The organism is Delftia sp. WSY_10, assembly GCF_043104705.1.
Lineage (GTDB): Bacteria > Pseudomonadota > Gammaproteobacteria > Burkholderiales > Burkholderiaceae_C > Comamonas > Comamonas tsuruhatensis.
In genome coordinates, this window is record NZ_JBICKY010000056.1 from 257090 (window position 1) to 277811 (window position 20722).

Genomic DNA, 20722 nt, shown 5'->3' on the forward strand with positions numbered 1-20722 from the left:
CGAGCCGGGGGTATTGAGAGGAAGTCTGCATGCAAACCAATTTGCTGAAGCCCAAGACGATCAATGTCGAGCAGCTTGGCCACAATCGCGCCAAAGTTGTTCTGGAGCCGTTTGAGCGTGGCTACGGCCATACGCTGGGCAATGCCCTGCGCCGTGTCCTGCTCTCGTCCATGGTGGGTTACGCAGCGACGGAAGTGACGATTGCTGGTGTGTTGCACGAGTACTCGTCCATTGACGGTGTCCAGGAAGATGTGGTCAACATCCTGCTGAACCTCAAGGGTGTGGTGTTCAAGCTGCACAACCGCGACGAGGTCACGCTCTCCCTGCGCAAGGATGGCGAAGGCGTCGTGACGGCGCGCGACATCCAGACGCCCCACGACGTGGAAATCATCAACCCTGATCATGTCATCGCCAACCTGTCGCAAGGCGGCAAGCTGGACATGCAGATCAAGGTCGAGAAGGGCCGCGGCTATGTGCCCGGCAATGTGCGCCGCTATGGCGACGAGTCCACGAAGTCGATCGGCCGCATTGTGCTGGACGCTTCGTTCTCGCCCGTCAAGCGCGTGAGCTACGCCGTCGAATCGGCCCGCGTTGAACAACGCACCGACCTCGACAAGCTGGTGGTGGAGATCGAAACCAATGGTGCGATCACTGCCGAGGACGCCGTGCGCGCATCCGCCAAGATCCTGGTGGAACAGCTCGCCGTGTTCGCTCAGCTGGACGGCGGCGATATCGCCAGCGTCTTCGATGCTCCGGCCGGTGGCCGTGGTGCCGCAACCGCCTTTGATCCCATCTTGCTGCGTCCCGTGGACGAGCTGGAACTCACCGTGCGTTCGGCCAACTGCCTCAAGGCAGAGAACATCTACTACATCGGCGACCTGATCCAGCGTACCGAAAACGAGCTGCTCAAGACCCCCAACCTGGGTCGCAAGTCGCTCAACGAGATCAAGGAAGTCCTGGCTTCCCGCGGTCTGACGCTGGGCATGAAGCTGGAGAACTGGCCGCCTGCTGGCCTGGAAAAGCGCTAAGCGCTATAATTGCGGGCTCTCCTTTTTGGAGAGCCTCAGTGCCTCGGGCAGTACCTGATACGGCTGCCCGAATTAATCAACAACTTGCGCAAATTCGGTTGAGGCAAGCTGCAGATCCGGTAACGGGTCCAGGCTTGCATCCTTGTTTGCACAAGCCCTAATTACATATTTTAGGAATAAAGCACCATGCGTCACGGTCACGGCCTCCGCAAACTCAATCGCACCTCTTCGCACCGCCTGGCGATGCTGAAGAACATGATGAATTCGCTCATCGAGCACGAAGCCATCAAGACCACCGTTCCCAAGGCCAAGGAACTGCGCCGCGTGATCGAGCCCATGATCACCCTGGCCAAGGTCGACACCGTTGCCAACCGCCGTCTGGCATTCGACCGCCTGCGCGACCGCGACAGCGTGACCAAGCTCTTCAACGAGCTGGGCCCCCGCTTCGCAAAGCGTCCTGGTGGCTACACCCGTATCCTGAAGATGGGCTTCCGCGTGGGCGACAACGCCCCCATGGCCTTCGTGGAACTGGTCGAGCGCGCTGAAGAAGGCGCCGCCGAAGCCAAGGCAGCTGAATAATCTGCTATAATTTTGGAATACCGCGCGATGGAGCAGTCTGGTAGCTCGTTGGGCTCATAACCCAAAGGTCGGAGGTTCAAATCCTTCTCGCGCAACCAAATTGAAAAGGGCTACGACAACTGTCGTAGCCCTTTTTTCATGCCCTCGCGCCAGGGCAAAGGCCAGGCAGACAGCCCGGCATCAGCCGCCCAGCTGGTTGCCGATGCGCTGGCCCAGCCGCAGGCGCACGCGGTGGGCGATTTCCTGGGCGGCATCGGGGCTGAGCACCTCGCTGATGTGCAGCAGCTCGGTGTAGTGCATGTACAAGAGGCCGCGCAGGGTCTTGAAAGCGGCCTCGTGGTCGCCGCCGCAGACGCTGGCGTCATCGGCCAGCACGCGCTCCACCACGCCGGCCTGCAGCAGCGGGATCTTGCAGATGACGGCGTGGCGGGCGATCTCCAGGTCGATCTCCTGGAGCCGGCATTCCCATTCCTCGGGCAAGAATCGGTTGGCTGGCATGTCGGCTTTTCTCCTTTTTTCACTGCATGGGTACACCGGGGCGAAAGGCACCCGGTCTGGGGATGCTGTCATGTGAGCGGGGCTCGGTGGCCTGGGTCGCCAGGTTTACTGGCCCGGCCTTGATGCCTGTCAAACTTCGGTGGCGCAGGCGCCCGCTGGAAGCCGGGCTCATGCTGCACTGCATCATGATGTCAGTCATGCGGCGCGGCCGCCAGTGCCCGTGCAGGCTGGTGGGCTTTTGCTCCCGGCAGGCCATGCTCTCTCGGCGCCGCTCCGGCAACGCAAAGGATCCACATGCTCGAGAAGATTGCCTCGCTGTTCCGCTACTTCAAGTCGGCCGTGCCGTTCCGGCTGGTGCCGGCGCTGATCGCCACCGCCGTGCTGTTCGGGCTGCTGCTGGTGCCCGTGCCCGAGGGGCTGACGCCCAAGGCCTGGCAGCTGGTGGCCATTTTCCTGACCACCATCGTGGCCATCATCCTCAAGGTCATGCCCATTGGCGTGATGGCCTTGATGGCCATCGTGATCGTCTCGCTGTCCCAGGTCACGTCTGGCTCGTCCAAGGGCGCAGTCACCGATGCGCTGAGCAGCTTTTCCAGCCCGCTGATCTGGCTGATCGTGGTGGCCATCCTGATCTCGCGCGGCCTCAAGAAGACGGGGCTGGGCAACCGCATCGGACTGATGTTCATCGCGCTGCTGGGCAAGCGGACCATCGGCATCGGCTACGGCCTGGCGATCTGCGAGCTGGTGCTGGCACCGTTCACGCCCAGCAACACGGCGCGCGGCGGCGGTATCGTGCACCCCATCATGAAGTCCATCGCCAATGCCTTCGAGTCGGACCCGGCCAAGGGTACGCAGGGCAAGGTGGGCACCTATCTGGCCCTGGTCAACTACCACGCCAATCCCATCACCTCGGCCATGTTCCTGACCGCCACGGCGCCCAATCCGCTGGTGGTGGACTTCGTGGCCAAGGCCACGGGCCAGGCCCTGCACCTGAGCTGGACCACCTGGGCGCTGTACATGCTGCTGCCGGGCCTGCTGTGCCTGCTGCTGATGCCGCTGGTGATCTACCTGCTGTCGCCTCCCGAACTCAAGGCCACGCCCAATGCCGTGGAGTACGCGCGCAGCGAGATGGCCCGCATGGGGCCGCTGTCGGGCAAGGAGCGCGTGATGCTGGGCACCTTCGGCCTGATGCTGCTGCTGTGGGCCAACGTGCCGCAGATGCTGTTCGGGCCTGCCTTCACGCTGGACCCGACGGTGGTCGCCTTCCTGGGCCTGTTCGTGCTGATCATCACGGGCACCATCGACTGGGATGACGTGCTGTCCGAGAAAAGCGCCTGGGACACGCTGGTGTGGTTCGGCGCCCTGGTCATGCTGGCCGAGCAGCTCAACAAGCTGGGCGTGGTGTCCTGGTTTGCCGTGGGTATGAAGAACGCCATCGTCGCCAGCGGCCTGGACTGGCTGCCGGTGGCGGCCATCCTGGTGGGCGTGTTCGTGTTCTCGCATTACCTGTTCGCCAGCACCACGGCCCACATCAGCGCCATGATGCTGGCGTTCCTGACCGTGGGCGCCCAGCTGATTCCTGCCGACTATGTCGTGCCCTTCATGCTGATGATGACGGCCGGCTCGGCCATCATGATGACGCTGACCCACTACGCCACCGGCACTTCGCCCATCATCTTCGGAAGCGGCTATGTCACGCTGGGCAACTGGTGGCGCGTGGGCGCGGCCATGTGCGTGATCGAGCTGCTGGTCTTTGCCGTGGTCGGCAGCGCCTGGTGGAAGCTGCTGGGCCTGTGGTGAGGGCGAAAGCCCTCATGCGGTGGTCCGTGGCTCGCCCAGCGACAGCATGAGCCGGTTGGCCCAGTTGAAGAAGGCCGTGCCGTGCAGCACATCGGAGATGGCGGCATCGTCCAGGCCGGCGGCGCGCAGCGCATCGATGTGGGCGGGCTCCAGCGCAGGCGGCGTCTGGGTCAGCGCCACGGCCGCCGTGACGATGGCGTTCCAGCGCGGCCCCAGGTCCGTGCCCGGACCCTCGTCGAGCAGGCGCTGCACGTCGCCGCCCCGGCGCGAGAAGTGCGTGGCAAAGCGCGCATGGACCGAGGCGCAGTAGATGCAGCCATTGGCGCGCGAGGTGGCAGCGGCCGCCAGCTCCCGCTCGGCACGCGGCAGGCCGGCGTCGGGGTTGTAGAAGATGTCCTTGTCGGTGCGCGTGCGTGCGCCCAGCGTGTCGGGGTCGCGCGCCAGCAGGCGGAAGTAGGGCGACTGCGCGCGTGAGGCATCGACCAGGCCTGCATGGTGGCGTTCGGTCAGCTCGCTTTCGTCCAGCGGCTCAATCCATGGCAGCCAGTCGAGCTGTTCCTGGGTGAAGACCTGGGGAGCGGCGGAGTTCGTTGAGGTCATGGCTGGGCTTGCAGGGTGGTGGGTTGATGGGCGGCCGGGGGCGCGGGGCGTGCAGCCAGCACGCGCAGCCCCGCGACCACGCGGATCTGGAAGGACAGGAAGGACGCCAGCTGGGACAGGATGACGATGTCCGTCTCGCTCCAGCCCGCCTGTTGCAGCGCCTGCAGGGCCCCGGCGCTGGCGTCGCGCGGGTGGTAGGCCAGCAGGTGGGCATGGGCCAGCGCCGCGGCCAGGCGCGCGCCCAGCAGCGCGGCATGGGCCGGGTCCACGGCATAGGCGGGGCCGCTCTGGTCTTCGCGGCTCAGCGGGCCTGCCGGGTAGCGGCCGTACGGCCCGTGCGGGCCGCTGCCGGGCTGAAGGCTTTGTGCACGGCCCCGCACGACTTCGGATGCCACGGCGGCAGCCAGTTCCGCATCTTCGGCCGCCAGCGCCTTCGCATAGAAGGCGGCGCTGCGCGGCTCGCCATGAAGCCCGGCCGTGAAGGCGGCCAGGGCCAGCCGCTCGCGCAGCGAGACCGTGCCGGGCACGGGCTCGGCGGGCGTGAACAGGGCGGCAAAACTCTGCTGGGCCTGCGTGCGCGCCTCGGTGCGGTGGCGGCGCACGCGGTCCAGGGCGCTGCCGGGGGTGATGCCGGCGAGGTGGTCGATGACGTCGTCCGGAAAACGGGGCTGTACGGTGGTGTTCATGGTCATGCGGCTTGCAGCAGTCCGGCCCGGGCTGCGGGGAGGGAAGAGGGTGCCTGCAGATCTGCACGGCGCCAGCCCAGGGCTGGTGCCACATGGGCGGCCGTCAGCTCGATGGAGCGCAGGATGGCGGCGTGCGGCGGGTCGATGGAATGCACCTGGAAGACGATGTCGCTCACGCGCGCCAGCGCCGTGTCGGCGCGCAGCGAGGCGATGACCTCGTCGGGCGTGCCCACATGCACGTCGTAGGCGGCGATGAGATCGGCCAGCGGCGCCTGTGGATCGACGCGGGCCGCCCACTGCGAGGGCCGGGCGGCATGGCGCCGGGCCACGCGGCGCAGGCCGGCCTCGGCCCAGCGCAGCGCCTCGTCTCGGCGGTCGGCAACGAACAGCGTGCGCGAGCCCAGGATGCGCGGCGCCCGCCCTGCGGGCAGGCGGGCGAGGTAGGCGTCGATGATGGGGTTCTGGATCTCGGACAGCGTGGCCTGCGGCGCGCCTTCGGGCCGTGGCTGGGTGCGCGACAGCATCAGGCCGTCGCCGTTGGCCCCGGCCCGCGCGCCGCCCTCGGCCGAGAACGTGGCCTGCCAGACGCGCTCCAGCAGCTGCGGCGCGGCCGGGTACAGGTGCACGCCACCGGCCAGCGCGCGCCCGGCCCAGGCGTCCTGCAGCACGCCGAAGTTGCGCGCGAAGACGGCGCCGCGCTCGGCGCCCTGCACGCCAAAGGCCTCGAAGGATTCGGCCGTGCCGCCCGTGCCCAGGCCCACCTCCAGGCGGCCGCCGGTCAGCAGGTCCAGCACGGCCGCATCCTCGGCCACGCGCAGCGCGTTTTCCAGCGGCAGCGTGATCACGCCCGTTCCGATGCGGATGCGCCGCGTGCGCGCCGCCACATGGGCCAGGAAGACGAAGGGCGAGGGCAGGCCGCCCTCGCTTTCATGGAAATGGTGCTGGGCTACCCAGGCCGAGTCGAAGCCCTGGGCCTCGGCATGGGCGATCTGCTCGGCCACCAGGCGGTAGCGCTCGCCGGCCGGCACATCGTCGAGCAGGCGGCTGAAGAAGCCCAGGCGCGGGCCGGTGCGGGAGCCGTGGCCACGGTTGGTATCAGGCGGGGTGAGGGACAAAATCAATGCTCCTTTTGCCGGGAATGGCGTCCATGAGTTCGCGTGTGTAGTCGCTGGTGGGGCGCTGGAACACTTCCTCCACGCTGCCCGCGTCCACCACCCGGCCCGCGCGCAGCACCGACACCGTGTCGGCGATCTGGCGCACCACGGCAAGGTCGTGCGAGATGAAGAGATAGGTCAGCCCCAGGTCCTGCTGCAGCTGGGCGAGCAGGGCGAGGATCTGCGCCTGCACCGTCACGTCCAGGGCCGAGACGGCCTCGTCCAGCACCAGGACCTGCGGCTGCAGCACCAGGGCGCGCGCAATCGCCACGCGCTGGCGCTGGCCGCCCGACAGCGCATGCGGGCGCCGCTGCAGCACGGCGGCCGGCAGGCCCACGCGCTCCAGCATGTCGTGCACGCGCCGGCGGCGCTCATCGGCCGGCAGCGGGTCGAAGTTCAGCAGGGGCTCCTCGATGATGTCGAACACGCTCTGGCGCGGGTCCAGAGAGCTGAACGGGTTCTGGTAGACCAGCTGCACGCGGCGGCGCAGCTGGCGCAGGGCCTCGCCGCGCAGGCCCGTGACCTCGGTGCCTTCGATGCGGATGCGGCCCGCCGTGGGCCGGCCCAGGCCCACGATGGCGCGGATGGTGGTGGTCTTGCCCGAGCCCGACTCGCCCACGATGGCATGCGTGCTGCCCCGGCGCACGCGCAGCGACACGCCGTCCACGGCACGGAAGATGCCGCGCCCGTGGGCGGAGGCATGGCCAGGCGCCGCGAACTCGTGCACCAGGTCCTCGACCTCGATGGCCCAGTCATCGGCCGTGGCGGGCCTGGGCGTGCGGCGCGGCGCGGGCGCCAGCGAAGGCGCATCGGCCAGCAGCCGCCGCGTATAGGCGCTTTGCGGATTGCGCAGCAGCTCCAGCGTGGGGCCCTGCTCCTGGATGCGGCCGCCCTGCATGACGACCAGGCGGTGCGAGCGGTCGGCCGCCACGCCCAGGTCATGCGTGACCAGCAGCACGGCCGTGCCGGTCTCGCGGCGCAGCGCGTCGATCAGGTCCAGGATGCGCCGCTGCACGGTCACGTCCAGCGCGCTGGTGGGCTCGTCGGCAATGATGAGGGCGGGCCGCAGCGCAATCGCAATGGCGATCAGCACGCGCTGGCGCATGCCGCCCGACAGTTCGTGCGGATACTGGCGTGCGCGCAGCGCGGGCTGGGACAGCCCCACGCGGGCCAGCAGCTCCAGCACGCGCGCCTGCACGGCCGTGCGGTCGCGCAGTCCGTGGATGCGCAGGATCTCGCCCACCTGGTCGCCCACCGTGCGCACGGGGTTCAGCGACATGGTGGGGTCCTGCGGCACCAGGCTGACCACGCGGCCGCGAACGGCGTTCCAGCGTGCGGCCGGCCACTCCGACACCTCGGTGCCCTGCAGGCGGATGCTGCCGTGCTCGCGCCGGCCGTTGTCGGCCAAAAGGCCGATCACGGCCTGGGCCGTGGTGGTCTTGCCCGAGCCCGATTCGCCGACCAGGGCCACCACCTCGCCCGGCGCCACGGAAAACGACACGCCGTGCACCACGCGCTGTGCCTGGCCTGCGGCATCGCGGTAGGCCACGGCCAGGTCCTGCACTTCGAGCACGGGGGCGGTGGTTGCCACCGCTGGTGCGGCGTGGATGCGTTCCTCGATGGCGGCGCTCATGCAGGCCTCCGTGCGAAGGCCGTGGCGATGCGGTTGGCCGCCAGCACCACGGCCACCACGATCAGGCCCGGCGCCGTGGTCAGCCACCAGGCGGTGGCGATGTAGTTGCGGCCCTCGGCGATCAGCAGCCCCCATTCGGGCGTGGGCGGCGGCGCGCCGTAGCCCAGAAAACCCAGCGTGGAAATCGCAAGGATCGCCGAGCCGAACTGCAGCGCCGCCATGGCGATGACCGACGTCAGCGAGTTGGGCAGCACATGGCGCCACAGCACGGCGGCAAAGCGCCCGCCGCAGCCAAAGGCGGCCTCCACGTAGTCGGAGCGGCGCACGCGCACCACCTCCGAGCGCACCAGGCGCGCGAAGCTGGCCACCGAGACCACGCCCACGGCAATGGCCGCGTTGATGGTGCCAAAGCCCAGCACGATGATGATGGTCAGCGACAGCAGCAGCGAAGGCACGGCCAGCAGCACATCGACCAGGCGCATCAGCGCATCTTCCGTGCGCCCGCCCGTGGCCCCGGCCAGCAGGCCGATCAGCGTGCCCACGGCCAGGCCCACGCCCACGGCCACGAAGGCGCCCGACAGCGAATGCACGGCGCCATGCACCACGCGCGCCCACAGGTCGCGCCCCAGCGCGTCCGTGCCCAGCCAGTGCGCGGCGCTGGGCGCCAGCAGCTGCTGGCCGGCCTGGCCCGCGATCGGATTCTGGTGGGCGAACCAGCCGGGCGCCAGCGCCCACAGCGCGGCCATGGCAATCACCAGCCAGGCCAGGGCCAGCGTGGGCGGCAGGCGTTTCAGGGATTGCAGGCGGGCCGGCAAGGCGAAGCTGCGGCGCGGGGCGGCTGGCGCAGGGGCCAGGGACGATGCTGGCAGCGCCGTGGGAATGGGAATGGGAATGGGAATGGGAGTGGGAGTGGGAGTGGCAGTGGCGGGCGCGGCCTGGGCATCCAGGGCCGGGGAAAGAGCGCTTGAGACGGCAGTGTTCATGGCCGGTTCTCCACGGAATGGCGCAGGCGTGGATCTAGCAGCGGGTACAGCAGGTCCACGGCGAGGTTGATGAGGACGAAGGCGGCGGCCGAGACGACCACCACGGCCTGGAGCACGGCCGTGTCCTGGTTGCCCACGGCCTGCTGGGTCAGCGTGCCCAGGCCGTTGAGGCCGAACACGGCCTCCGTCACCACGGCGCCGGCCAGCAGCTCGCCGAACAGCACGCCGGCAATGGTCAGCGTGGGCAGCAGGGCATTGCGCGCCACATGGCGCAGCAGCACCCAGCGGCGCGAGGCGCCCTTGGCCCGCGCCACGGCCACGAAGGGCTGGGCCAGCACGGCGTCGATATTGCGCAGCAGCACCTGGGCCAGCGGCGCCGAGATCGGCACGGCCAGGGTCAGCGTGGGCAGCACCAGTCCTTCCCAGGGGCCGGGATTGATCACGGCGATCCAGCCCAGGCGGAACGACACCACCTGGATCAGCATGATCCCCAGCCAGAACACGGGTACCGAGACAAAGACCGAGGGCAGCGAATACAGCGCGTTGCGCAGCCAGGCAAAGGGCGCCAGGCTGGCGGCCGCCGCCAGCGCCACGGCCAGCAGCGCGGCTGCGGCAAAGCCCAGGGCCGCGAGCTTGAGCGTGGGCGGCAGGCTGGTGGCCAGGCCCTGGCTCACCGGCACGCCGGCCTGCAGCGAATAGCCGAAATGGCCCGTGAGGAACTGGCCCAGTGTATGCAGGTACTGCTGCCACACGGGCTGGTCCGAGCCGTAGGCGGCGCGGATGTCGGCGATCTCCTGCGGGCCCAGGCCCAGCTCGGGGTTCAGGAACTTGATCAGCACGGCGTCGCCCGGCAGCAGCTGCAGCAGGATGAACGAGACCGTGAAGGCCGCCCACAGCACCAGGGCGGCCTGTGCGATGCGGCTGAGCAGATAGCGGCGCGGCATGGGAGCGGTTCCTCAGGGAGCGTTCCGGTCAGCGCCTGGCCAGCCAGGTGCTGTAGAAGCTGGGCCGGCCCACGGCCTCGAAGCCCACGTCACGCACCCAGCCTGCGCCCGCAAAGGCCTGGGGTTCCTCGAAGATGGGGATCACATAGGCCTGGTCGATCAGGTAGTTCTGCACCTCGCCGGCCAGCGCCAGGCGCCTGGCGGCATCGGTCTCGGCCGCGATGGCGTCGAACAGGCCGTTGAGCTTGGTGTCCTCGAAGGACTTGACCTTCTGGCTCACGCCGCCTTTTTGCAGCAGCACGTTGCGGTTGGTCGGGTAGTAGTTGCTCTTGATCACGTCGGGATCGGCGCGGCCCACCATGCCGGGCAGCACGCCGGTCTTGTCGGGGTCCAGCGTGTCCACGGCGCGGCTGCCCGCGTCGCCCGACAGCACGTTGAGCTTGACGCCGATGCGCGCCCACTGCTGGGCCACGAGCTGCAGCGTCTCCTTGTTCTGCGGCTGGGGCAGGGACTCGTAGGTGGACAGCACGAAATCGCGGCCGTCCTTCTGGCGCAGGCCGTTGGCGCCCAGCGTCCAGCCGGCCTCGTCCAGCAGCTGTTTCGCCTTGGCCTCGTCATAGGCCAGCTTGGCCGACAGGTCCACGAAGCCGGCCGCAGTGGAGGCAATCACCGAGCGCGCCTGCGGATAGCGCGGCGAGAACAGCGTCTCCACGATCTCCTTGGCATTGGTGCCGTGCAATAGGGCCTGGCGTACCTTCAGATCGGCCACCAGGGCGTTGTCGGGGCGGATGGCCACGCTGTTGTTCACGCCGCGCGTAGGCGGGGCGTAGATGCTGAACTTCTGGTCCTCGACGCGCTTTTCGTCGTAGGCCTGGATCTGGCGGATCAGCCCGGCCTGGCCGGCCAGCAGCGCGCCGATGCGCACGCTGTCCTCGGGCGTGACGATGAACTTCACCTCGTCCAGCCGCGCGCGGCCCTGGTGGGCCAGCTTGGCGGGACCCCAGGCGTAGTCCTTGCGCACCTTGAGCACCAGCTCCTTGCCCAGCGTTTCGCTGGCCACCACGAAGGGGCCGGAGCCGATGATGCGCGTGGCATCGCCCAGCTCCTCGAAGGGGCGGTCCAGCGTGGCCGGCGAGACCAGGCCCGAGCCGATCACCGAGGTGCCCTGCAGGAAGCCCGGCGAAGGCTTCCTGAAGAAGAACTTCACCGTCAGCGGATCGACCACCTCGCTGCGCTCGTAGTTGTTGATCACCTCGGACACGGGCTGCTTGAGCGCCTTGTTGCCCAGGCCATAGGTGTCGAAGTTGCGCGCCACGGCCGCTGCGTCCAGCGGCGTGCCGTCGGAGAAGGTCACGCCGGGGCGCAGCTTGAAGCGGTACTCGGTGGCGTCGGCATTCACGGTCCAGGACTCGGCGATCCAGGGCTGGATCTCCAGCGTCTTCGGGTCCTGGTAGGTCAGCTTGTCGGTGATCTGGTTGAGCACGCCGCCGTTGGGATAGAAGCCCCCGGCCGGCGGATAGAGGTTGGTATGGGCCTGCTGCTCCAGGTAGACCAGGGTGCCGCCTTCCACGGGGCCGGCAGCCGCGCCCGCCTGGGCCGTATCGGCCTGCCTGGAGCACGCCGCCAGCAGCAGGCTGCTGCCCGCCAATACCGCTATCGCGGCCTTCCATGCCGCCTGACCCGCCTTCGATTGGGAAAACACGTTCGTACCTCGCCGCCGCTGGGGCGCTGAAAAACAAGACTGCCGGCCACAGGACCGGCTCCATGTTTTTCATGCTATCGATGGCAAATATTTGCGCTCATATATCGAGTTGCATCGTTATTTGGAAAACGACTAAGGGATGGGGGCACCGCATATCTGCCCAGTGCATAAGCGCAGACGGATTCGTTTGTTTGCCGCGCATGCGGCGGTCCCAACAATGGGCTGGTACTTCTTCACCGAAAGCCAGTCCATGAGCCATCTCAACGAATACCTCGCCGAAAAACGCGCCGCCGTGCTCGCCCGCAGCGCCGCCGTCGCGGCCGGCACGGCCCAGCCCGCCCACCTCAAGGCCCATGTGCGCGCCGAGGGCCGCAGCGGCGTGCGCCGCCTGCGCATACGCGAGCACCAGGTCATCAGCGACAGCCCACCCGACTTCGCGGGCTACAACCTCGGCCCCAGCTCGCCCGAGCTGCAGCTGGGCGTGCTGGGCACCTGCGTCACCCACATCTTTCTGATCCAGGCGGCCGAGCGACAGGTGCCGGTGGAGAGCCTGGAGGTCGAGGTCACGGGCATCATCGACCCGCGCGGCGGCAGGCCCGGCCACGAGGCCACGCCCATCTGGCCGCACGAGATCGGCTACACCGTGCACATCGACTCGCCCGCCAGCCGCGCCGAGATCGATGCGCTGTTCGAGGCCGTGGAGCGCACCTGCCCCATCCTCAACCTGCTGCGCAATCCGCAGAACATCCGCGCCGAAGTGCGCCACACCGACTCCAGCGCCGCCGCGCGCCTGGCGGCCTGAACACCGTGCGGAAAGCACCCCTGCCATGACCCTGCCACTCGACCACATCGTCATCGCGGTCCAGGACCTGGAACGCACCATTGCCGACTACACCGCGCTGGGCTTCAACGTGCTGCGCGGCGGCGAGCATCCGGGCCGCTCCACGCACAACGCCCTGGTGGTGTTTGCCGACGGCGCCTACTTCGAACTCATCGCCTGGCGGGCGCCCGCGCCCGAGGAACGCTGGTGGCAGCAGCTGCAGCGCCATGGCGAGGGCATTGTCGATTTCGCGCTGCTGCCCACCGAGACCGGCGCCGTGGTCGCCGCAGCCCAGGCGCGCGGGCTGGACTACGAGGCGCCCTACGAAGGCGGCCGCCTGCGCCCCGACGGCGCGCAGCTGCGCTGGCGCAACGCACGCGCCCGCAGCCAGGACCTGCCCTTTCTCTGCGGCGACCTCACGCCGCGCGCCCTGCGCGTGCCTGAGGGCGATGCGCGCGTGCATGCCAACGGCGCCACCGGCGTGGCCCGGCTGCACGTGGCCGTGCATGACCTGCGGGCCAGCCTGGCGCGCTGGCGCGCGCTGCTGGGCGAGGGCGCCGACATCGGCGAGGCCCGCCTGTCGGCCGATGGCGGCGCCTACCGCGCCTCGCTGAAGCTGGGGGGCTCGGGGCCGGGCGCCACCGAGCTGGTGCTGTCTGCCCCAGCCCAGGGCGTGGCCACGGGCGCCCTGGGCCACCGGCTGGCCACGCGCGGCGAAGGCCCTTATGCGATCGGGCTGGACGTGCGGCGGCCCGCGCCTGCACGGGCACTGGACGAGGCCGCCACGCATGGCGTGCGCATCGTGCTCGCCCAGGATTCCCTGCCCCGGGAAACCGCTGCCGCCTAGGCGCAATGCGCGGGCGATAGAATGGCGCCCCGCTGACACCCATGCCCACTCCGGTGGGCGTTTTCGTTGCAGCCGCTGCAGCCTTCGCAGGTTGCCGTGGCGCGGCGCCGCTTGCCATGACGACTGCTTCCTCTCCTGCCACGCTGGGCATAGATTTCGGTACCTCCAACTCCGCCATGGCCTGGCGCGCGCCCGGCCAGCCCGCACGCCTGCTGCCGCTGGAAGGCGATGCCTGCGGCATGCCCACGGCGCTGTTCTTCCATACGGATGAGCACAGCACGCATTTCGGGCGCGACGCCATGGCCCAGTACCTGGATGGCGAGCCGGGCCGGCTCATGCGCTCGCTCAAGAGCCTGCTGGGCAGCGCGCTGCTGCAGGAAAAGACGGCCGTGCACGACCAGCTGGTCAGCTACCAGGATGTGATCGGACTGTTCCTTCGCCGCGTGGCCGACCGGGCGCGTGCCTCGCTGGACGGGCGCCTGCCCGAGCGCGTGGTGCTGGGCCGGCCCGTGCACTTCGTGGATGACCATCCCGAGCGCGACCGCCAGGCCCAGCAGGCCCTGGCCGACGCCGCGCGCGCCGCCGGCCTGGGCGAAGTGGATTTCCAGATGGAGCCCATCGCCGCCGCGCTGGACTACGAGCAGCGCCTCACGCAGGAATCCGTGGTGCTGGTGGTGGACATCGGCGGCGGTACCTCCGACTTCACCGTCGTGCGCCTGGGGCCCGAGCAGGCCGGCCGCCGCGACCGCCGCGACGACATCCTGGCCACCAGCGGCGTGCACATCGGCGGCACGGACTTCGACCACCGGCTCAACCTGGCCCAGCTCATGCCGCTGCTGGGCTACCGCCACACCGGCCCCAGCGGCCGCGAAGTGCCCAGCCGCGTGTTCTTCGACCTCTCGACCTGGCACCTGATCCAGTGGCTGTACTCGCCCAAGGCCCTGGCCGAGGCGCGCAACCTGCGCACCGACTACAGCGACCAGCGCCTGCACAAGCGCCTGATGGACGTGCTGGAACTGCGCGAAGGCCACCGCCTGGCCGCCGTCGTGGAGCAGGCCAAGATCGAGGCTTCCACGCGCCATGCCGAGTCGCCCATCGAGCTGGGCTGGCTGGAATCGGGCCTGTCCGCCGCCATCTCGCCCGAGGTGCTGCACGAGCAGCTGCAAGGCCCCCTGCAACAGGTCGTGGCCTGTGCCCAGGATTGCCTGCGCCTGGCCGGCGTGGCGCCCCAGGCGCTGGACGCCATCTACCTCACGGGCGGCTCGTCGGCCCTGCGCACGCTGCGCGATGCGCTGCGCGAGGCCTTCCCCGGCGTGCCGCAGGTCGAGGGCGACCTGTTCGGTGGCGTGGCCACCGGCCTGGCGTATGCATAAGTCCCCCTGAGCGGCTGCGCCGCTTCCCGTTGCACGGCGCCCCCTCTCGCTACGCGGGGGACGTACGGGCAACCGGCGACACCCTCGCGGCGGGGCGGCGCGGCCGGCGTAGGCCCTTGCTCGGTGTCCCTGAGGGTGAAGGCCACTGTGGTGCTGCCGCCTTGGGCTTAATCCTCTATCGGGTCCTCCTCGGCGGCCTGCTTGATCGCCAGCGCGGCGTCATAGAGGCGGTTGCGCGGTGCGCCCGTGATCTCGGCGGCCAGGCGCACGGCCGTCTTGGTGGGCAGCTCGGCCAGCAGCAGGCGCAGCACGCGCAGGGCGTCGGCGTCGGCCTCATCGCCACCCAGGGCCACCGGGTGCAGCACCACGGCGAACTCGCCCTTGCTGCGCTGGGGCACGGCCTGCAGCCAGGCCGGCAGCGCGCTGGCGGGCATGGTGGCAATGTCCTCGAACTGCTTGGTGATCTCGCGCGCCAGCGTCACCGGGCGCTCGCCAAGCGTGGCCAGGGCGGCGGCCAGGTCGGCAATGCGGTGCGGCGCCTCCAGCAGCACGGTGCAGCGCGGCTGCAGGGCCAGTTGCTGCACGGCAGCCAGGCGCTCGGCCGACTTGGTGGGCAGAAAGCCTGCGAAGACGAAACCTCCCTCGCCCTGCGAAGGCGTGACCGCGCCGGCCACGCTGATGGCGGCCGTGATGCTGCTGGCGCCGGGCAGCGGAATGCAGCGCAGGCCCGCGGCCTGCACGGCTGCGCACAGGCGTGCGCCGGGGTCGCTGACGCCGGGCGTGCCCGCATCGCTGACATAGGCGATGCGCTGGCCCTGCTGCAGCCGCGCCACGATCTGCTGGGCCGCCTCGGCCTCGTTGTGCTGGTGCACGGCCAGCAGCTGGCTGCCGGGCCGGTCCAGTCCATAGGAGCGCAGCAGGCCCTGGGTGTGGCGCGTGTCCTCGCAGGCCACGCAGTCCACCAGCTGCAGCACATGCAGGGCGCGCAGGCTGATGTCGGCCAGGTTGCCGATGGGAGTGGCCACCACGTAGAGGGCGCCCTGCGGATAATGCTGGGATGCCGCAGCATCCTTGGCTGCGCCCAGCGCGGTGGCGAAAGAGGTAGTCAATGGGTTTCCTTGCGAAAAAGCCGGCAGGCGCGGGGCCGTCTGCCCTCACGACCCGGCACCGGGGCCAGCAGGCCGAGGATGCGGCGCTGGCCCATCTGCAGGCGGCCGGCCTGCGTCTGGTCGAGCGCAATTATCGGACGCCGGGGCGCGGCGGCGGCGAGATCGACCTCATCGTGCAGGCGCGCGACGGCACCGTGGTCTTCGTCGAGGTGCGCAGCCGCGGCACGCGCGCCTTCGGCGGTGCCGGCGCCAGCATAGGCGCCACCAAGCAGCGGCGCATCGTGTTTGCCGCGCGCCACTACCTGATGCGATGGACCGCGCCGCCGCCGTGCCGCTTCGACGTGGTGCTGGTCGAGCCTGGCGCCGGGCCTGCCGTGCAGTGGCTGCAGGCCGCCTTTGATGCCGAAGGCGCCTGATCCGTTACCGCTGCAGCACAAATAACGCCTGGCTACGAAAGACTTCAGGGGCGGCAGTTATCATCGGGCCTCCATGCTTGAGCAACGTATCCAACAGCATTTCATCGACAGCGCCGACCTGAAATACCAGGCCGCCCAGGCGCTGAGCCAGCCCATTGCGTCAGCGGTACAGGCCATGCTGGCCTGCGTGACCAGCGGCGGCAAGGTCCTGGCCTGCGGCGCTGGCGCCTCGGCCAGCGACGCCCAGCTCTTCGCCGCCCTGTGCGTGGCCGGTTTCGAGCGCGACCGGCCCGAGCTGGCCGCCGTGGCCCTGGTGTCCGACGGCGGCCTGCTGGGCACCGTGGGCGCCACGGGCTCGGGTGGCAACGCCACCCAGTACCTGGCGCGCCAGATACGCGCCCTGGGCCAGCCCGGCGACCTGCTGCTGGTGCTGTCCGCCACGGGCAACGACGTGGCCGTGCTGGAGGCCCTGGATGCCGCCCATGAGCGCGACATGATGGCCGTGGTGCTGACCGGCCGCACGGGCGGCTCCCTGGCCGGCCGCGTGCGCGAGACCGATGTTCTGATCTGCGTGCCGCATGACCGTGCGGCGCGCGTGCGCGAAACCCATACGCTGGTGCTGCACTGCCTGTGCGACGGCGTGGATGCCCAGTTACTTGGTGAACAGGAGATGCCTCTATGAAGTTCCGTTGGTCCCGCGCCGCCTGCGGTGTGCTCGCCGTTGCGTCCCTGGGCGCCGCCCTGTCGGGCTGCGTCGCCCTGGTGGGCGGCAGCGCCGTGATGGCCGGCATGTCGGTGGCGGACCGCCGCACCACCGGCACCCAGGTGGAAGACCAGGGCATCGAGCTGCGCGCCAACAACCGCATCTCCGAAGTGCTGGGCGACAAGGCCCATGTCAACGTCACCAGCTACAACCGCCAGGTGCTGCTGACCGGCGAGGCCGGCAACGAGGCCGACCGCCAGACCATCGAGAAGCTCGTGCGCGAGCAGCCCACGGTGCGCAATGTCTTCAACGAAGTGGTGGTGGCGCCCTTCACCTCCACGCTGAGCCAGCGCTCCAAGGACACCCTGATCACCACCCAGGTCAAGGCCAGCCTGCTGGACGCCAAGGACATCCAGGCCTCGGCCTTCAAGGTCGTGACCGAGAACAAGGTCGTCTTCCTGATGGGCATCGTCACCCCGCGCGAAGCCAAGCGCGGCGCCGAGATCGCCCGCGGCATCAACGACGTGACCAAGGTCGTGCGCGTGGTGGAAGTCATCTCCGAGGACGAACTGGCCCGCATGCAGCCGCAGTCCGCCCCCGTGGTCACCGACGACTCCGGCAAGGCCGCCGCAGCCAGCGCTCCCACCAGCCTCTCGGAAAGCAGCCTGTCCACCCCCGCAGGCGCCACCGCCACCCCGGTGAAGTGATCACCGCCGCCTGAAAGCAAAAGCCGGAACATGTTCCGGCTTTTTGTTTTGGACATAGGAAGATCTCGTTCCTCAGGGCATAGCACTTGAATCTGGCAGGGCCTAAAGCCAGGGACACCAAGCAAGGGCCGCCCCGCAGCGATGGTGTCGTCCCCCTCCCTTGCGAAGCAAGTAGAGAGGCGCCGTGCAACGAGGGGGAAGCGGCGTAAGCCGCTCAGGGGGTGAGCCTCTTGATGAGGCTGGAGGTATCCCAGCGCCTGCCCCCCATCTGCTGCACATCGGCATAGAACTGGTCCACCAGGGCCGTGACGGGCAGGCGGGCGCCGTTGCGCTGGGCCTCGGCCAGCACCAGGCCCAGGTCCTTGCGCATCCAGTCCACGGCAAAGCCGAAGTCGAACTTGCCTTCGGCCATGGTGCGGCCGCGATTGTCCATCTGCCAGCTCTGGGCTGCGCCCTTGCCGATGACGTCGAGCACGGCGGGAATGTCCAGGCCCGCGTGCTGGCCGAAGGCGATGGCCTCGGACAGGCCCTGGACCAGGCCTGCGATGCAGATCTGGTTGACCATCTTGGTGAGCTGGCCGGCGCCGCTGTCGCCCATCAGCGTGCAGGCGCGCGAGAAGGCCATGGCCACGGGCTGCATGGTGGCGAAGGCGGCCTCGTCACCGCCGCACATCACGGTGAGCTGGCCGTTCTGGGCGCCTGCTTGGCCGCCCGAGACGGGCGCGTCGATGAACTGCAGGCCCAGCTCCAGCCCGGCCGCATGCAGCTCGCGCGCCACTTCGGCCGATGCCGTCGTGTGGTCGGCAAAGATGGCGCCGCGGCGCATGCCCGCGAAGGCGCCGTCCGGCCCCAGCACGACCGAGCGCAGGTCATCGTCATTGCCCACGCAGCTGAACACGATGTCGGCGCCGGCCACGGCCTCGCGCGGCGTGGCCGCATGGCCGCCGTTGAACTCCTCGCACCAGGCGCGGGCCTTGGCCTGCGTGCGGTTGTAGACCGTGACGCGGTGGCCTGCCGTGGCCAGGTGGCCGGCCATGGGATAGCCCATGACGCCCAGCCCCAGGAAGGCTACGGAGAGGGGAGCGATGGCCGCATAGCTGCGGGCGGCGATGGAGGAGTCGGACATGGGGGATTCCTGAGAGGTGGTGGGAGCGGGTGGCGCAGGGGCGCGCGGTGTGCGGCCCTGGAAGGAGCCGGTGTCCCGGCTCGGCGCGCTGAAGGCGCGTTCAGACGATGGCGAAATGCTCGGTGCCCGCCGCCAGGTCCAGCGACTTGGCGCGCTGGCTGCCCAGCTTGATCTGCAGCCGCAGGTCGTTGACCGAGTCCGCATTGCGCAGGGCATCCTCGTAGGTGATGAGGTTGGACTCGAACAGGTCGAACAGCGCCTGGTCGAAGGTCTGCATGCCCAGGTTGCGGCTTTTCTTCATGATCTCCTTGATCTCGGTGACTTCGCCCTTGAAGATCAGGTCGGAGATCAGCGGCGAGTTGAGCATCACCTCGATGGCGGCCACGCGCCCCTTGCTGTCTTGCTTGGGCAGCAGGCGCTGGGAGACCATGGCGCGCAGGTTCAGCGACAGGTCCATCAGCAGTTGCGGGCGGCGCTCTTCGGGGAAGAAGTTGACGATGCGGTCCAGCGCCTGGTTGGCGCTGTTGGCGTGCAGCGTGGCCAGGCACAGGTGGCCGGTTTCCGAGAAGGCGATGGCGTGCTCCATGGTCTCGCGGTCCCGGATTTCGCCCATGAGGATCACGTCCGGTGCCTGGCGCAGGGAGTTCTTGAGCGCTGCTTCCCAGCTGTCCGTGTCCAGGCCCACCTCGCGCTGCGTGACCACGCAGTTCTTGTGCGGGTGCACGAATTCGATGGGGTCCTCGATGGTCACGATGTGGCCGTAGGAATTCTCGTTGCGCCAGTCCACCATGGCGGCCAGCGTGGTGGACTTGCCCGAGCCCGTGGCGCCGACCAGGATGCACAGGCCGCGCTTGGTCATGGTCACTTCCTTGAGCACCTGGGGCACGCCCAGGCTGTCGATGGTGGGCAGGGCCAGCGGAATCGTCCGCATCACCATGCCCACGCGGCCCTGCTGGATGAAGGCGTTGACGCGAAAGCGCCCGATGCCCGGCGGCGAGATGGCAAAGTTGCACTCCTTGGTGCGCTCGAAATCGGCGATCTGCTTGTCGCTCATGACGGAGCGCGCCAGCGTCAGCGTGTGCACCGGCGACAGCGGCTGCGGCGACACCTTGGTGATGCGCCCGTCGATCTTGATCGCCGGCGGGAATTCCGCCGTGATGAACAAGTCGCTGCCGTTGCGGCTGACCATGAGCTTGAGCAGGTCGTTGATGAACTTGGTGGCCTGATCTCTTTCCATTGCCGTATTCCCCCGGGCATTGCGCACCGTCGTGGCGCGCAGGTTGTTTTGTTATGTGCAGGTGGTCCGGTCCGGCCCGGATGGGCCAGGCGTCCTCATATTCGACTCATTCGCCGACTCATTCGCCATCTAAGTGTGCTGCTCCTCGCCCAGGCGCACGCTGATGGCACGCAGCCGGAACGAGAGCTTGCGCGCCAGCAGCGCCATCAGCTTGGCGGCCAGCGCGGCATCCTTGACCATCATTTCGTCCAGCGCCTCGGCGCTGAGCACGCCGATCTCGCAGTCGGTCAGCGTGGTGCAGCTGGAAAAGCGCGGCCCGCCGTCGAGCAGCGACATCTCGCCGAGGATGTCGCCGGGCCGTGTCTGCGCCAGGCGCATGCGCTCGCCCCAGGGCTGCTGGCGCTCCACGGCGATCTGGCCGGACAGCACCACCGCCATGAAGCTGCCGTTCTCCTCCTGGCGGATCACGTCGCGCTGCGGCGCCACGGCCGCGTAGATGAAGTATTCGCTCAGCCGCTGCAGGCTGGCCGCATCCAGCTGGCCCAGGTAGCGGTCGCGCGACCACAGCTGCTCCAGCTGGGTGACGCTGCCGCGCGGCAGCCGCGTGGCGCCCACCTCGATGGCGCGCGCCTCCCAGGGAACGGGAGGCGTGTGCGGGTCCATGAAGCCATGCGCCGCCAGCGTGGTCGTGAAGAAGGCCGACTCGGAGGCCGGGGCCGAAGGGTCCTGGCCGCTTCGCAGCTTGCGGAAAATGCTTTTCATGGCGCGTGGCGAGAG

At 69.0% G+C, this 20722-nt stretch carries 21 protein-coding genes and 1 tRNA gene; 10 read left to right on the forward strand and 12 right to left on the reverse strand.

All coding sequences use genetic code 11. The annotated features are described in order from the left end of the window. The first annotated feature begins 29 nt into the window (after nucleotides 1–29). The 3 genes from ACF8ML_RS23835 to ACF8ML_RS23845 all read left to right on the forward strand — a co-directional run bounded on the left by ACF8ML_RS23835 (nucleotide 30) and on the right by ACF8ML_RS23845 (nucleotide 1705). Nucleotides 30–1028: a DNA-directed RNA polymerase subunit alpha gene (locus ACF8ML_RS23835; RefSeq protein WP_012202978.1), complete on the forward strand. Its 999-nt coding sequence runs from the start codon at nucleotides 30–32 to the stop codon at nucleotides 1026–1028. Between the two features lie 186 nt (nucleotides 1029–1214). Further along, entirely contained in the window at nucleotides 1215–1607 is a 393-nt protein-coding gene (gene rplQ / locus ACF8ML_RS23840; protein ID WP_012202979.1) for a 50S ribosomal protein L17, read from the forward strand. A gap of 21 nt (nucleotides 1608–1628) precedes the next feature. Beyond that, nucleotides 1629–1705, forward strand: a tRNA-Met gene (locus ACF8ML_RS23845). Between the two features lie 82 nt (nucleotides 1706–1787). On the opposite strand, the gene ACF8ML_RS23850 is transcribed toward ACF8ML_RS23845, so the two are convergent. Further along, the gene (locus tag ACF8ML_RS23850) at nucleotides 1788–2105 is read right to left on the reverse strand and encodes a hypothetical protein (RefSeq protein WP_016449180.1); all 318 of its coding nucleotides are present in this window, start codon (nucleotides 2103–2105) and stop codon (nucleotides 1788–1790) included. Nucleotides 2106–2399: 294 nt separating this feature from the next. On the opposite strand from ACF8ML_RS23850, the gene ACF8ML_RS23855 reads away from it, so the two are divergent. Then, a complete protein-coding gene (locus tag ACF8ML_RS23855) occupies nucleotides 2400–3905 on the forward strand; it encodes a DASS family sodium-coupled anion symporter (RefSeq protein ID WP_016449181.1) in 1506 nt (501 codons plus the stop codon). Between the two features lie 12 nt (nucleotides 3906–3917). On the opposite strand, the gene ACF8ML_RS23860 is transcribed toward ACF8ML_RS23855, so the two are convergent. From ACF8ML_RS23860 to ACF8ML_RS23890, 7 genes are read right to left on the reverse strand one after another with little or no spacing between them, the layout of a single operon-like run. Next, a complete protein-coding gene (locus tag ACF8ML_RS23860) occupies nucleotides 3918–4505 on the reverse strand; it encodes an alkylhydroperoxidase domain protein (RefSeq protein ID WP_016449182.1) in 588 nt (195 codons plus the stop codon). Next, a complete protein-coding gene (locus ACF8ML_RS23865) occupies nucleotides 4502–5197 on the reverse strand; it encodes a CMD domain protein (RefSeq protein WP_392408161.1) in 696 nt (231 codons plus the stop codon). Before ACF8ML_RS23865 ends, ACF8ML_RS23860 begins: the two co-directional genes overlap by 4 nt. Further along, nucleotides 5194–6306, reverse strand: a complete 1113-nt coding sequence (locus ACF8ML_RS23870) for a putative FMN-dependent luciferase-like monooxygenase (protein WP_392408162.1) — start codon at nucleotides 6304–6306, stop codon at nucleotides 5194–5196. The genes ACF8ML_RS23865 and ACF8ML_RS23870 overlap by 4 nt, the downstream gene beginning before the upstream one ends. Further along, nucleotides 6287–7978 carry a dipeptide ABC transporter ATP-binding protein gene (locus tag ACF8ML_RS23875; RefSeq protein ID WP_392408163.1) on the reverse strand — a complete coding sequence of 564 codons (1692 nt, stop codon included), beginning with the start codon at nucleotides 7976–7978 and terminating at the stop codon, nucleotides 6287–6289. Before ACF8ML_RS23875 ends, ACF8ML_RS23870 begins: the two co-directional genes overlap by 20 nt. Continuing rightward, nucleotides 7975–8961, reverse strand: coding sequence for an ABC transporter permease (locus ACF8ML_RS23880; RefSeq protein ID WP_392408164.1), 987 nt, complete (start codon nucleotides 8959–8961; stop codon nucleotides 7975–7977). The genes ACF8ML_RS23875 and ACF8ML_RS23880 overlap by 4 nt, the downstream gene beginning before the upstream one ends. After that, nucleotides 8958–9905 carry an ABC transporter permease gene (locus tag ACF8ML_RS23885; protein WP_012202987.1) on the reverse strand — a complete coding sequence of 316 codons (948 nt, stop codon included), beginning with the start codon at nucleotides 9903–9905 and terminating at the stop codon, nucleotides 8958–8960. Before ACF8ML_RS23885 ends, ACF8ML_RS23880 begins: the two co-directional genes overlap by 4 nt. Before the next feature lie 28 nt (nucleotides 9906–9933). Continuing rightward, nucleotides 9934–11607: a TIGR04028 family ABC transporter substrate-binding protein gene (locus tag ACF8ML_RS23890; protein ID WP_392408166.1), complete on the reverse strand. Its 1674-nt coding sequence runs from the start codon at nucleotides 11605–11607 to the stop codon at nucleotides 9934–9936. 217 nt (nucleotides 11608–11824) lie between these two features. Between ACF8ML_RS23890 and ACF8ML_RS23895 the strand changes: the two genes are divergently transcribed. The 3 genes from ACF8ML_RS23895 to ACF8ML_RS23905 all read left to right on the forward strand — a co-directional run bounded on the left by ACF8ML_RS23895 (nucleotide 11825) and on the right by ACF8ML_RS23905 (nucleotide 14647). Beyond that, nucleotides 11825–12409, forward strand: a complete 585-nt coding sequence (locus ACF8ML_RS23895; RefSeq protein WP_016450733.1) for an OsmC family protein — start codon at nucleotides 11825–11827, stop codon at nucleotides 12407–12409. 25 nt (nucleotides 12410–12434) lie between these two features. Next, on the forward strand, nucleotides 12435–13274 hold the full coding sequence (locus tag ACF8ML_RS23900) for a VOC family protein (protein ID WP_126311194.1): 840 nt from the start codon (nucleotides 12435–12437) through the stop codon (nucleotides 13272–13274). 116 nt (nucleotides 13275–13390) lie between these two features. Continuing rightward, the gene (locus tag ACF8ML_RS23905; protein WP_151021309.1) at nucleotides 13391–14647 is read left to right on the forward strand and encodes an Hsp70 family protein; all 1257 of its coding nucleotides are present in this window, start codon (nucleotides 13391–13393) and stop codon (nucleotides 14645–14647) included. Nucleotides 14648–14814: 167 nt separating this feature from the next. Here the strand turns inward: ACF8ML_RS23905 and rsmI are convergent, their stop codons facing one another. Beyond that, entirely contained in the window at nucleotides 14815–15756 is a 942-nt protein-coding gene (gene rsmI / locus ACF8ML_RS23910; RefSeq protein WP_012202992.1) for a 16S rRNA (cytidine(1402)-2'-O)-methyltransferase, read from the reverse strand. Here rsmI and ACF8ML_RS23915 point away from each other — a divergent pair. The 3 genes from ACF8ML_RS23915 to ACF8ML_RS23925 all read left to right on the forward strand — a co-directional run bounded on the left by ACF8ML_RS23915 (nucleotide 15756) and on the right by ACF8ML_RS23925 (nucleotide 17582). Then, nucleotides 15756–16172, forward strand: a complete 417-nt coding sequence (locus ACF8ML_RS23915) for a YraN family protein (RefSeq protein ID WP_017406037.1) — start codon at nucleotides 15756–15758, stop codon at nucleotides 16170–16172. The genes rsmI and ACF8ML_RS23915 overlap by 1 nt on opposite strands. A 73-nt stretch (nucleotides 16173–16245) precedes the next feature. Beyond that, entirely contained in the window at nucleotides 16246–16854 is a 609-nt protein-coding gene (locus ACF8ML_RS23920; RefSeq protein ID WP_016451992.1) for an SIS domain-containing protein, read from the forward strand. Continuing rightward, nucleotides 16851–17582: a BON domain-containing protein gene (locus tag ACF8ML_RS23925; protein WP_016451991.1), complete on the forward strand. Its 732-nt coding sequence runs from the start codon at nucleotides 16851–16853 to the stop codon at nucleotides 17580–17582. Before ACF8ML_RS23920 ends, ACF8ML_RS23925 begins: the two co-directional genes overlap by 4 nt. A 214-nt stretch (nucleotides 17583–17796) precedes the next feature. Here the strand turns inward: ACF8ML_RS23925 and ACF8ML_RS23930 are convergent, their stop codons facing one another. The 3 genes from ACF8ML_RS23930 to ACF8ML_RS23940 form a co-directional block, all read right to left on the reverse strand. Beyond that, complete coding sequence (locus tag ACF8ML_RS23930) at nucleotides 17797–18708, reverse strand: NAD(P)-dependent oxidoreductase (protein ID WP_016450726.1); 912 nt, start codon at nucleotides 18706–18708, stop codon at nucleotides 17797–17799. 100 nt (nucleotides 18709–18808) lie between these two features. Further along, complete coding sequence (locus tag ACF8ML_RS23935) at nucleotides 18809–19945, reverse strand: PilT/PilU family type 4a pilus ATPase (RefSeq protein ID WP_016450725.1); 1137 nt, start codon at nucleotides 19943–19945, stop codon at nucleotides 18809–18811. A gap of 129 nt (nucleotides 19946–20074) precedes the next feature. Then, the gene (locus tag ACF8ML_RS23940; protein WP_017406039.1) at nucleotides 20075–20707 is read right to left on the reverse strand and encodes a cyclic nucleotide-binding domain-containing protein; all 633 of its coding nucleotides are present in this window, start codon (nucleotides 20705–20707) and stop codon (nucleotides 20075–20077) included. Between the last annotated feature and the right edge of the window lie 15 nt (nucleotides 20708–20722).